Origin of the sequence: Micromonospora sp. NPDC002296, from assembly GCF_040296145.1 — a bacterium.
GTDB lineage: Bacteria > Actinomycetota > Actinomycetes > Mycobacteriales > Micromonosporaceae > Micromonospora.
Map to the genome: position 1 here is coordinate 48,307 of NZ_JBEOWQ010000012.1, position 11,926 is coordinate 60,232.

General features: G+C 66.8%; 8 protein-coding genes. 6 read left to right on the forward strand and 2 right to left on the reverse strand.

Features of this window, described 5'->3' with window-relative positions:
- Positions 1–246 precede the first annotated feature (246 nt).
- Together ABT023_RS12720 and ABT023_RS12725 are read left to right on the forward strand one after the other, a co-directional pair.
- Positions 247–561: a hypothetical protein gene (locus tag ABT023_RS12720; protein WP_350884696.1), complete on the forward strand. Its 315-nt coding sequence runs from the start codon at positions 247–249 to the stop codon at positions 559–561.
- A gap of 275 nt (positions 562–836) precedes the next feature.
- Positions 837–1,151 carry a hypothetical protein gene (locus ABT023_RS12725; protein WP_350884698.1) on the forward strand — a complete coding sequence of 105 codons (315 nt, stop codon included), beginning with the start codon at positions 837–839 and terminating at the stop codon, positions 1,149–1,151.
- 153 nt (positions 1,152–1,304) lie between these two features.
- Here ABT023_RS12725 and ABT023_RS12730 read toward each other — a convergent pair whose 3' ends face one another.
- Positions 1,305–2,351, reverse strand: a complete 1,047-nt coding sequence (locus ABT023_RS12730) for a hypothetical protein (protein WP_350884700.1) — start codon at positions 2,349–2,351, stop codon at positions 1,305–1,307.
- An 899-nt stretch (positions 2,352–3,250) separates the two neighbouring features.
- Here ABT023_RS12730 and ABT023_RS12735 point away from each other — a divergent pair.
- Both ABT023_RS12735 and ABT023_RS12740 read left to right on the forward strand, forming a co-directional pair.
- Positions 3,251–4,717, forward strand: coding sequence for an endo-1,4-beta-xylanase (locus ABT023_RS12735; RefSeq protein WP_350884702.1), 1,467 nt, complete (start codon positions 3,251–3,253; stop codon positions 4,715–4,717).
- 246 nt (positions 4,718–4,963) lie between these two features.
- A complete protein-coding gene (locus ABT023_RS12740) occupies positions 4,964–6,346 on the forward strand; it encodes an RICIN domain-containing protein (RefSeq protein ID WP_350884704.1) in 1,383 nt (460 codons plus the stop codon).
- Between the two features lie 378 nt (positions 6,347–6,724).
- Here ABT023_RS12740 and ABT023_RS12745 read toward each other — a convergent pair whose 3' ends face one another.
- Entirely contained in the window at positions 6,725–8,245 is a 1,521-nt protein-coding gene (locus tag ABT023_RS12745; protein ID WP_350884706.1) for a non-reducing end alpha-L-arabinofuranosidase family hydrolase, read from the reverse strand.
- A gap of 694 nt (positions 8,246–8,939) precedes the next feature.
- Here ABT023_RS12745 and ABT023_RS12750 point away from each other — a divergent pair.
- Positions 8,940–10,451: a glycoside hydrolase family 27 protein gene (locus ABT023_RS12750; RefSeq protein ID WP_350884847.1), complete on the forward strand. Its 1,512-nt coding sequence runs from the start codon at positions 8,940–8,942 to the stop codon at positions 10,449–10,451.
- Positions 10,452–10,783: 332 nt separating this feature from the next.
- Positions 10,784–11,926: a multiple monosaccharide ABC transporter substrate-binding protein gene (chvE, locus tag ABT023_RS12755; protein WP_350884708.1), complete on the forward strand. Its 1,143-nt coding sequence runs from the start codon at positions 10,784–10,786 to the stop codon at positions 11,924–11,926.

Below are 11,926 nucleotides of genomic sequence, written 5' to 3' on the forward strand. Positions count from 1 at the left end.
CACCGCAGGCAGACCTCGTCGGCATCGGCGTTCGCGCGGATCGCGGCGGATCAGTGCACCGCTGGGTAAAGAGCGCAAAGGCTTCTGTGCCCTTCTCGAGGGAGACGATGGCGCGCGTACCTTCGCCGCTGTCCTCGCCTGGCAGGCACCCGCCTGTCGTCCGGCGGTGCCGGGGACCGCTAGGGTTTTGATCGTCGCGTACCGTGGCGCCCGTGGGCGGACTTCCCGGGCGGCGTGGGAGCTGACGTGGCTGATGATTCTCTGTTCGTCGTTTGCGTAGTATTGAATGCAGTCTTGAGCGTTTACGCGCTCTGGCAGGTGGTCGTCGTTTGGCGTGCCAAGCGGCGGGGCGAGCACCAGAAGCGGCTGATGATGACGGGTGCGGCAAGGCTGCTCCTTTCCTCCGCTATGTGGATAACGATCTTTCTATACACGCCTTTCAGTCACGACTTCGGCCCGATGACAGGAATCGTGGCCCTCGTTGCATGCTTGGCGCTGTTGACGCTTGCGGTGCTTGTGGACTGCCGTCGAAGGCAGTTAACACGCAGCCTCCAGCGCTGACGGCCTGGCTGATATCGGCGGTCTTGACGCTGCGGTTTCAGTTCTGTCCTCGTCGATAGCGGAACCACCCCCTCGCAGCGGGGGCACCTTTGCATCGACACTCGCACGAATGCGCAACTGGCGGTTAACCCGCACTGTCATCGGTAAGGTCGTGCCTCGAGCGTCGCCTGTTACTCAACGTGACGCCCGATCGGCGGCAGATCCGGATGCGCATAGCGTGTAGCACGCGGCAGGTTGAGTCCTGCCGGTCGCTCCGGGGGAGGACCATCTTTGCCATGCACTATGTCCACGTCGAAGCAGTCCGGTGGATCGATGAAGACTGGCCAGGCTGGGTGGAGGTGCACCTGAACGAGGCAGACGGCACCGTCGTGTCGCTTATCGACAAGGTCCCGGTCTTCGATGACGCCGATCGGCTGGCACCTGGGGTCGAGTTTCCAGTAGGGCTTGAATTCCCGTGTGATGTGCTCGAATGGGCCCGGGACCAGGTCGGGAACCGGTTGGCAGTAATCCGTTTGCACTTCAGCGTCGAGGATGAGAACGGCCGGACGATCTTCACGGTCGGCGCAAGCACTCTCACCTCACGTCCGTGAAGTCTTCACGCACTGTAATCGGTATGACCGGGGGCTGAGGCGTGGGGGTCTGGACACGGAGGCATAGGACAGCTTGGCGCTGGTTGGAGGCGCGCATACCGCAGTGCGGCCGGATGACGGCTGCATGGTCAACCGCCGGCCGTGCAGGATGTCCTATGCCGTGTTGATCGCCTCGTACTCGAAGCCGCCCGCCGGTGCCAGCCGGACAAGGCGATCGAGGGTGGGCTGTGTCTTTGTTCCCCACATCTTCGACAGCACCCACGTGCGGTCCGCATCATGGAGGGGACGTTCGATGAACCACCGACCGATGCGACCGTCTGCGCCCGGATATATAGCGATGAACGCGTCGGCGAGTGCCTGGCCGGACAGGACGCCGTCCAGGTCGAGGAACCGAGAACGGGGCAGCACCCGCGCGAGTGCGTCACCCGGAACGCCGGCGCGGTGCAGGGCCGTGACCATCTCCAGCACGGCCCAACGCTTGCGTAACGGCTCGCTCGCACCGTGTGGGGTCGTGATCACGTACGTGGTCCAGTCCCGATTGTCCGACCGTGTCGCGCGGGCCTGAGTTTCCCGGCGTCGCAGTTGGACGGTCAGCTCGTTGGCCTCCGGCAACGGGATCACCTGCTGCACATCCACCAGCAGACGATCGCCGACCCTGTACGGGCTGAGCCGCACACATCGGATATCCAGTCCGTAGATGTCGTTGAGCCACAACACGGTCGTGGTGATCTCCCGGTCGAACCCGGCCGCGACCAGAACGATGCGCACCTCGCGACTCAACGTGGTGTCCTCGCCGTCGTCCAGCCAGTCGGCCAGCCGGCCACGTGCCTCGTCCACCGCATCCGGCTCTACCCGGGCTAAGTAATGCTCGTAATGGTCCACCAAGTCCGGGAAGGTCATCGCCGACACCATCGCGGCGTACCGCAACGCCTGCAACTCCAGATGCCCACCGTCGATCGTCCGCTTGAGCTCGATGACCACCAAGCGCCCCTGCCGATCCACGCCCAGTAGGTCAATACGACGCCGCGCCTCAGTGAACGCCCCGAACTCCTCCGACACCACCAGCACCTCGTCGGCGATCACACCAATGTGGGCACGCAGCAACCGTTGCAGGTCCGCCCGCTCCAGCACCTGCTCCACCGCGAACGTGGTCGAGGGCACGGCAACGATCGCCTCGGGCTGGATCTCGAACAGCGGCACGACGCCATCCTGCCCCATCGCCACCCGGGCGCAAGCGCATAGCCGACCGACCTCGCGCTCGTATCCGTACTTGCGTTCACTGCCCCTCGGGCAAGCTTCAACCACGAACGCGCACGGTCGGCGGCAGAGCTCCGGTGGCCACCGGAACGTTCCCGGCCCCGCTGCCTGTACGGGATCGAAAACTCTTCCGGAGTTCCTGGAGCGCATTCCGCGCGCGGGCGTGCACGGAACCGAGGGGGTTGCGCACAATCTCCAACGTCAGCTTCAGGTGTAGGTGGGCCGACGGAGGTAGGCGGGCCGGCGTACGCAGGTGGCGTCGCGCAGGGCGAGCAGGTTCACGGCGATGGCATCGGGTGTGGCAGGGCGGTGGCGCGCAGGCCCTGGTCGCGCTGGTGTCTTTCTCGTCTGCTTGATGTGAGCGATAACAGGGTGATCGTCCCATGCGCCCGTGACACCGAGCCGACGCCCCCGACAGCCCGTTCCGTGGCGACGGCGAGGGGCGCGGCCAAGATTCGTTCGGATGGAACGGTGTTCCGGAGGGCACGGGCATGGATGCCCGATCACGTCTTGACGAACGAAATGTTATCGCTCACTCTCGATGTCGAGGATGACGGCATCTGTGGCTCACCGGGCGAGCCGAGCTGGCCGAACCTCGCGTCCAGGGCATCCCCCAGGGCACAGGGATGTCGCTTCAGGACCATCAGCAGCTGTCTGCGACAGCCGGTCGGAACGCCCGAGCCAGCGCGGACCGGCCGACGATGACCGGCGGAGCGCACCTGGAGGCGCCGCCACTCACCCATCTGACCGTCAGCGAACCGGTCTGCCGTCCCGGACCGGCTTCCCTGAGCGAAAGGGCACCACCACACCACCACCGGTGCAAGACAACGAGAAGGAACGACATGAGAACCAAGAGAACTCTGCTGTCGGCGGCGACTATCGCCGTCGCACTGACCGCGGGTATGACGGTGGCGCTGGCCTCGACGGCCAGTGCCGGCACGACCCTGAAAGCGTCCGCCGCCGAGAAGGGCCGCTACTTTGGCGTGGCCGTCGCGACGGGCAAGCTCTCCGACAGTCAGTACGTTGGCATCCTCAACCGCGAATTCAACAGTGTTGTCGCCGAGAACGAAATGAAGTGGGACGCCACCGAGCCGCAACAGGGTCGGTTCAGCTACACGGGCGGCGATCGTCTCGTCAGTCACGCCCAGGCCAACGGCATGAGCGTGCGCGGTCACGCCCTGCTGTGGCACGCGCAGCAACCGGGCTGGGCGCAGGGTCTGTCCGGCACCACCTTGCGCAACGCCGCGATCAACCATGTCACCCAGGTGGCCACCCATTTCCGAGGGAAGATCCATTCCTGGGACGTGGTCAACGAGGCATTCGCCGACGGCGGCAGCGGCGGTCGGCGTGACTCGAACCTGCAGCGTACGGGCAATGACTGGATCGAGGCGGCATTCCGCGCAGCCAGGGCGGCCGATCCCGGTGCGAAGTTGTGCTACAACGACTACAACACCGACGGCGTCAATGCGAAGTCGACCGGTGTCTACAACATGGTGCGGGACTTCAAGGCCCGTGGCGTACCGATCGACTGTGTCGGTTTCCAGTCCCACCTGGGCACCTCGGTCCCGGGGGACTACCAGGCCAATCTGCAGCGCTTCGCCGACCTCGGCGTCGACGTGCAGATCACCGAACTCGACGTCATGACGGGCTCCAACCAGGCCAACATCTACGCCACGGTCACCCGCGCCTGCCTGGCTGTCTCGCGCTGCAACGGCATCACGGTCTGGGGTGTGCGGGACAGCGACTCCTGGCGCGGCACCGACGACGCCCTGTTGTTCGATCGGTCAGGCAACAAGAAGGCGGCGTACACCTCCGTTCTCAACGCCCTCAACGCCGGCGCCAACCCGCCCTCCACGCCTCCGCCGGGCTCCCCGGTGGATACCAGTGCCTGGTACCTGCTGGTGAATCGGAACAGTGGAAAGGCGTTGGACGTGTACAACCTCGCGACCAATGACGGTGCCCGGATCACCCAGTGGTCCCGGAACAACGGTAACCAGCAGCAGTGGCAGTTCGTGGACTCGGGTGGTGGCTACTACCGGTTGAAGTCCAGGCTCTCCGGCAAGGTGCTGGACGTTTACAACTTCTCCACCTCCGACGCCGCGGCGATCGTGCAGTGGAGCGATGGCAACGGCACGAACCAGCAGTTCCGCCTCGCCGAATCAGCCGGGGGTTACGTGCGTGTGATCAACCGCAACAGCGGCAAGGCCGTGGAGGTGCAGGGTGCGTCCACCGCTGACGGGGCGAACATCGTCCAGTACGCCGACTGGGGTGGCAACAACCAGCAGTGGCAACTGATCCGCATCGGTTAGGCCGACCGTTCCGTCGGCACAGAATTGCGGGACGCGTGGCTGTCGGGAGCCAGGCCATGCACCGCCGCGGTCGGCGCGGTCCTGCTCCTCGGCCGGTCCGGGCTGCGGCCGGGACGTGGGCCGGTGGCCGCATCTCCACCCGCACAAACACCTCGATGTGCCGACGCCACCACCAGATGCCGGCACACACGCCAGGGCACGCGCGTGCGTTCTGCTCGTGGGTGACCCCGATCGAAGGAGTGGACCATGAAGGCCATCGGTGAGGCTCGTCTCGCCTCTCCACGCAGGCGTCGCTGGCGGTCAGGGCTGGCCGCGGCGGCGGCCGTGGTCATGGCGGCCGGCACGTTCGTCGCTGTGAACGCGGCGCCCGCAGCGGCTGCGACCGTGGACACCAACGCCTGGTACGTCCTGGTGAACCGGAACAGCGGCAAGGCGTTGGACCTGTACAACCTCGCGACCAATGACGGTGCCCGGATCACCCAGTGGTCCCGGAACAACGGTAACCAGCAGCAGTGGCAGTTCGTGGACTCGGGTGGCGGCTACTACCGGCTGAAGTCCCGGCACTCGGGCAAGGTCCTCGACGTACACAACTGGTCGACCGCCGACGGCGGTGCGATCGTGCAGTGGTCCGACCTCAACGGGACGAACCAGCAGTTCCGGCTGGCCGACTCGGACGGCGGCCACGTCCGGTTGATCAGCCGGCACAGCGGCAAGGCCGTGGAGGTGCAGGGCGCCTCGACGGCCGACGGCGGGAACATCGTGCAGTACTCCGACTGGAACGGTGCCAACCAGCAGTGGCAGCTTGTCCGCGCGGACAGCGGCAACCCGCCGTCAGGTGGCGCCGGGTGCGGCAGGGTGCCGACGCTGTCCAGCGGCACGCACACGATTCAGAGCAACGGCAAGAGCCGCTCCTTCATCCTGCGGGTGCCCGCCAACTACAACTACAACAACCCCTACCGGCTGATCTTCGCGTTCCACTGGCGGGGCGGCACCATGCAGGAGATCTCCTCGGGCGGCACCAGCGGGGCCGCCTGGTCCTACTACGGGCAGCAGGAGCAGTCGAACAACAGCGCGATCCTGGTCGCACCGCAAGGGCTCGGCAACGGCTGGGGCAATGCCGGCGGTGAGGACGTCACCCTCGTCGACGACATGATCAAGCGGGTCGAGAGCGACCTCTGTGTCAACCCGAGGCAGCGGTTCGCCCTCGGCTTCAGCTGGGGCGGCGGCATGAGCTATGCCCTCGCCTGCGCGCGGGCCGACGTCTTCCGGGCCGTCGCGGTGATCGCCGGGGGGCAGATCAGCGGGTGCAGCGGTGGTACGCAGCCCATCGCGTACTTCGGGCTGCACGGCATCTCCGACAACGTCCTCAACATCTCCCAGGGGCGGTCACTGCGCGACACGTTCGTCCGGAACAACGGTTGCGCAGCCCAGAGCCCGCCCGAGCCGGGGGCGGGCAGCCGCACGCACATCACGACCACCTACTCGGGATGCCGGGCCGGCTACCCGGTCCAGTGGGCTGCGTTCGACAACGGTCACCTGCCCGGGCCGGTGGACGGAACCTACGCCGAGAGCGGCATCACGACCTGGACCAAGGGTGAGATCTGGAGGTTCTTCGCGCAGTTCTCGTGATGATGGTCGGTGCCATGGCGATCTCAGGCGGCGGCGCCTGCTCCCGCATTCCGGGGGCGGGCGCCGTTCCCGCCCGGATCGACGTGGCGAAGATCCTGAGTGCGGGCCTTCGAGCCCACCACCGGGGTCAGCGTTGCTCGTAGATACGCCTGTGGCCGAGGTCGGACGTCGACGTCCGGTGCGGCCTGTGTAGCGCGCGGTGTTCATGACCTGGCTCTCCAGCGCCCGTACGACACCGCGGCCGGTGCCAGCAGGACGGTGCCAGCCGATGCCAAGGCGGCATCAACCACCCTGTGTTTCCGCACGAGACCGGGGCGGGCTCGGCCTTGCACCGAGCCCGCCCCTCAGGAACATTCGTGCCGGACCTGTGTCACACCCTCAACGTTGCAGGGTCAGTAGACCCGGCCGGTAGGGCAGGAGGCCGTAGTCGCCGCCGGAGTTGGGGGAACGCCCCTGGTAGAGCAGCTGCAGGTTGCAGGGATCGACGGTCATGGTCTGATCAGCGTTGCTGCGGATCAGTTCGCCATGACTGATGTCGTTGGTCCAGGTGGCGCCACTGTTGGCCTTCCCAGCGAAGGGGTTGCTCTCGGCGGCGGCCTGCGGTGTCCACGTACCGCCCAGGCTGGTGGCCGTGAACGAGCGGAAGTAGCGACCCTGCGAGCCGATCGCCTCGACGATCATGAGGTACCGGTTCTGGCCCTGGAGCTTGTATACCTGAACCGCCTCGAACAGGTTGTTCGTCGTGTCACTCATGATGGTCGTGTAGGTCGAGCCGAAATTGCCCGGGAAGTTCCCGATGGGCATGCTGGCCCGGTAGATTTTGCCGTTGTCTCCGGCGAAGAACAGGTACATGTTCGTGTCGTCACCGATGATTGCCTGATCGATCGGCCCGGTGCCGGAGCCGGAGATGCTGCCGGTGAAAAGCGTCTGCTGCGACGACCACGAGTTCACATTAGTGGGGTCGGTCGACGTCCGGTAGGAGAAGGCGGTCCCACCCCACTGGTAGGCGAGGACCCAGATGTTCCTCGGAGCGAAGTAGAACAGGCTGGGCGCGACAGCGGCGAAAGGCATCGTGTTCTGGCTGGCCGAGCCCATCTCAGACCAGTTCGAGAAGAGGCCGAAGTTCATCGAGCCCCACGACGTCCCCGTGTCGTGCGTCGTCGCGTAGACGAGATGCCTGCCGTTGTAGGGGGCGTGGGTGAAGTCCTTGAGCGAGACCCACCCCGACTTCGGATTCGCCAGCTGGCCCGTCGAGTTCCAGCGGTACGTCGACGGCAGAGCGCAGGTGCCGGGCGGCGGAGTTGTCGGGTTGCCCCCGCCGTCGACGCGGACGAGTTGCCACTGCTGGTTGGCGCCGTTCCAGTCGTCGTACTGCACGATGTTGCCGCCGTCGGCGGTTGACGCGCCCTGCACCTCCACCACCTTGTTGCTGTTCCGGTTGATCAAGCGGACGTGGCCGCCGTCGGAGTCGGCCAGCCGGAACTGCTGGTTGGTGCCGTTGCCGTCGGTCCACTGCACGACGCTGGCACCGTTGGCGGTCGAGAAGTTGTAGACGTCCAGCACCTTGCCGGACAGCCGCGACTTCAGCCGGTAGTAGCCGCCGCCGGAGTCCACGAACTGCCACTGCTGCTGGTTGCCGTTGTTCCGGGCCCACTGGGTGATCCGTGCACCGTCATTCGTGGCCAGGTTGTACACGTCCAGGGCCTTGCCGCTGTTGCGGTTGACCAATACGTACCAAGCGTTCGTGTCCACTGTCGCCGCAGCGGCGGGTGTCGACGCCACCGCCGCCGCGGCAACGCCGGCCATCACCGCCGCCACGCCGACGGCGGCGAACCGTAGCAACCACCCTCGCCGCCGCGACGGCAGCGCGGTCGATGGAGATCTACTTAAGGCAGACATGATCCTCCTTCTGATAACCAAGAGCCGAACGGTCTACCCGAAAATGGGCGCACCGCGGCGCGTGGCGGGGCGCAGGCGTTGACAGGACGTCTGCATGCCCCGGCGCACGGCGGATTCGAGGTTGACGACGCAGGCTCGCCCGGTAAGCCGCAGGTGTCGTCGTCTCTGGCCATCGACTGTGAGCGATAACATGCCGTTCGTCAAGTCGTGATGTTCCGCCAACCCGCAGGCGGCGTGTCCCACCCTCGGGGCGACCCGCGGTGGCGGTCCGGGCAGCGTGGCTTCCTGTGCGCGGGCCGAGGACCCCCCCCCGACAGCGGCGTGGCGCCATGCCGCTGCCCGCCCTCCGCCGAGAGGTGCGGTCGAGGGGGATGAGGCCGTCGGGAGACGGGTCACCACTTCCGCGTGAGGGCAGGTCGACGGTAGTGGTGAGATCGAAGCAGTTGAATGAGGCGAACCGGTTCCGTAGCATGGAACCGGTGGATGTGAGCGTTCACATAGCCGCGTCCCGCCTACTTTGCCCTGCGCCGCGCCCGGGCGGCGTCACTGACGGGAGACTCTGGTGAAGCGATTCGTGCGAGCCCGTCGTTGGGGGCGGGCCCTGGCGGCCGGGTTGCTCCTGGCCGGTGTCCTGACCGGCGTGCACGCCCCGGCGGCGCAGGCCCTGGAAAACGGGGTGGCCCGCACACCCCCGATGGGGTGGAACTCCTGGAACTCCTTCGGCTGCAACATCAGCGAGACGCTGATCCGGCAGATGGCCGACTCGATCGTCAGCAGCGGGATGCGCGACCTGGGCTACCGGTACGTCGTCGTCGACGACTGCTGGTTCAACCCCAACCGCGACTCCGCCGGCAACCTGCAGGGCGACCCGACGCGCTTCCCGAGCGGGATGAAAGCCCTCGGCGACTACCTGCACGGCCAGGGGCTGAAGTTCGGCATCTACCAGGTGCCGTTGGACAAGACCTGCGCCCAGTACTTCGGCTCGTACCCGGGCGCTACCGGCAGCCTGGGCCACGAGGCGCAGGACGCCCGACAGTTCGCGGCCTGGGGGGTCGACTTCCTCAAGTACGACTGGTGCTCGCCGACCGGGTCGATCGACGAGCAGGTCGCCACGTTCGCCAAGATGCGGGACGCGCTGGCGGCGACCGGGCGGCCGATCGTCTACAGCATCAACCCGAACAGCATCCACGCCAAGACCGGCCCCCAGCGCAACTGGGGCGACGTGGCCAACATGTGGCGCACCACCGAGGACATCACCAACGCCTGGAACACCGGCCAGACCAACGGCTACCCGATGGGCGTCCAGAACATCATCGACGTGACCGTCCCGCTTGCGCCGTACGCGAAGCCGGGGGCCTTCACCGACCCGGACATGATGGAGGTCGGCCGGGGTGGCATGACGGACACCGAGATGCGTAGCCACTTCGCGATGTGGGCGGTGATGGCCTCCCCGCTGATCGCCGGCAACGACATCCGCAACATGACGTCGGCCACCCAGACCATCCTCAAGAACGCCAACCTGATCGCCATCAACCAGGACCCGCTGGCGCTGCAGGCCGCCCAGGTCTCGTTCGACGGCACCCGGCGGGTGCTCGCCAAGCGGCTGGCCAACGGTGACGTCGCCGTCGCCCTGTTCAACCAGGGCGGTTCGACGACGACGATCTCGACCACCGCCGCCGCCATCGGCAAGTCCGGGTCCTCCTTCACGCTGCTGGACGCCTGGACCAACGCCACTACCACCACCAGCGGGACCATCAGCGCCAGCGTGCCGTCGCACGGCACGGTGGTGTTCCGCGTCAGCGGCGGGACGACGACCCCGCCGCCGTCCACGTCGAGCGCGTTGGCGAGCGTCTCCTCGGGCCGCTGCCTGGACGTCCCGCAGAGCAACACCGCCAACGGCACCCAGCCGGTGATCTGGGACTGCAACGGGGCCGCCAACCAGCGCTGGACAGTGAGCGGGCAGACCCTGCAGTCCCTCAACAAGTGCCTGGACGCCCCGCTCAACGCCACCGCCGGCGCCAAGGTCCAGATCTGGGACTGCAACGGCGGGGCCAACCAACGGTGGACGCTCAACGCCAACGGCACCATCAGTAACGGGCAGTCCGGCCTGTGCCTCGACGTGTACGAGAACGGGACCGTCAACGGCAGTGCAGTGATCCTCTGGTCCTGCACGGCAGCGGCGAACCAGCGGTGGACCCAGCGCTAGCCGGGTGCCGCAGCCGCCGACGTGGACCACGAACGGGGCGCGGTCCGCGCCGGCCTCCTCCGCCGGCCACCGTCGCCGCCCGGCTGCGGGCGGCGGGTGGCCGGCCGATGCCCGGATCGGTTACTGGGAGGGCGGGTGGCCTCTGGTCCTCCTTGTTGGACGGCGGCCGGCGGGGTGGGACCGGGGCGGACAATTCGCAAGATTCCCGTTACGGGACCGTGACATCCGGATTTCCGGAGGGGTGTTGACGAGGGGCTATGTGAACGCTAACACTCACCCCAAGGTGACAGGTGGTCCCGGCGTTCGACGGGAGTTCCGGAGAGGAGAAACCTGTGCGCAGGAAATTCCTGGTCGCTCTCGGTTCCGCGGCAATGGCGCTCAGCCTGGCCGCGTGCAGTGGCGAAGGTGCCGGCAGCGGCGGTGACACCAGCGGGGAGAAACCCGCCAACCTGACCATCGGCGTCGCGATGCCGACGCAGACCTCCGAGCGGTGGATCGCCGACGGCAAGGCGGTGAAGGAAAAGCTGGAGGCCAAGGGCTACAAGGTCGACCTGCAGTACGCCGGCGACGACATCCCGACCCAGTCCCAGCAGGTCGACCAGATGATCACCCAGGGCGCCGACGTGCTGATCATCGCGGCGATCGACGGCACCGCCCTCAGCGGCCAGTTGCAGGCCGCCGCCGACGCGAAGATCCCGGTCATCGCGTACGACCGGCTGATCCGGGGCAGCAAGAACGTCGACTTCTACGTCAGCTTCGACAACTACAAGGTCGGCGTCGCCCAGGCGACCGCGCTGCTGGTCGGCCTCGGCCTGCAGAACAAGGACGGCTCCAAGGGCAGCGCCACCGGCCCGTTCAACGTCGAGTTGTTCGCCGGCTCGCTCGACGACAACAACACCCAGTACTTCTTCGGCGGGGCGATGGACACCCTCAAGCCGTTCCTCGACAACGGCTCGCTGCGGGTGAGGTCCGGCCAGACCCGCATCGAGCAGGCGGCCACCCTGCGCTGGCAGCAGGAGACCGCGCAGAAGCGGATGGAGGACCTGCTCACCTCCAGCTACGCCGACGGCACGCAGGTCCACGGCGTGCTGGCGCCGTACGACGGGATCTCCCGGGGCATCATCACCGCACTGCAGAACGTCGGCTACGGCCAGGGACAGAAGAAGCTGCCGGTGGTGACCGGCCAGGACGCCGAGGTCGCCTCGATCAAGCTGATCAACGACGGGGTGCAGAGCTCGACGGTGTTCAAGGACCTCCGGCTGCTCGCCGAGCAGGCCGTCCTCGCAGCCGAGGCGTACCTGAAGGACCAGCAGCCGCAGGCCAACGACACCAAGACCTACGACAACGGGGTCAAGGTCGTCCCGGCGTACCTGTTGCCGATCCAGACCGTCTACAAGGACGACATCAAGACGGCGCTGATCGACTCCGGCTACTACACGGCCGAGGAGGTCGCCGCCGGCCAGACCAAGAAGTGA

Bases quoted from the DNA above. Each gene is read 5' to 3' on its own strand.
- ABT023_RS12725 (WP_350884698.1), top strand. From the start codon at position 837: ATGCACTATGTCCACGTCGAAGCAGTCCGGTGGATCGATGAAGACTGG.
- ABT023_RS12735 (WP_350884702.1), top strand. From the start codon at position 3,251: ATGAGAACCAAGAGAACTCTGCTGTCGGCGGCGACTATCGCCGTCGCA.
- ABT023_RS12740 (WP_350884704.1), top strand. From the start codon at position 4,964: ATGAAGGCCATCGGTGAGGCTCGTCTCGCCTCTCCACGCAGGCGTCGC.
- ABT023_RS12745 (WP_350884706.1), bottom strand. From the start codon at position 8,245: ATGTCTGCCTTAAGTAGATCTCCATCGACCGCGCTGCCGTCGCGGCGG.
- ABT023_RS12750 (WP_350884847.1), top strand. From the start codon at position 8,940: ATGGGGTGGAACTCCTGGAACTCCTTCGGCTGCAACATCAGCGAGACG.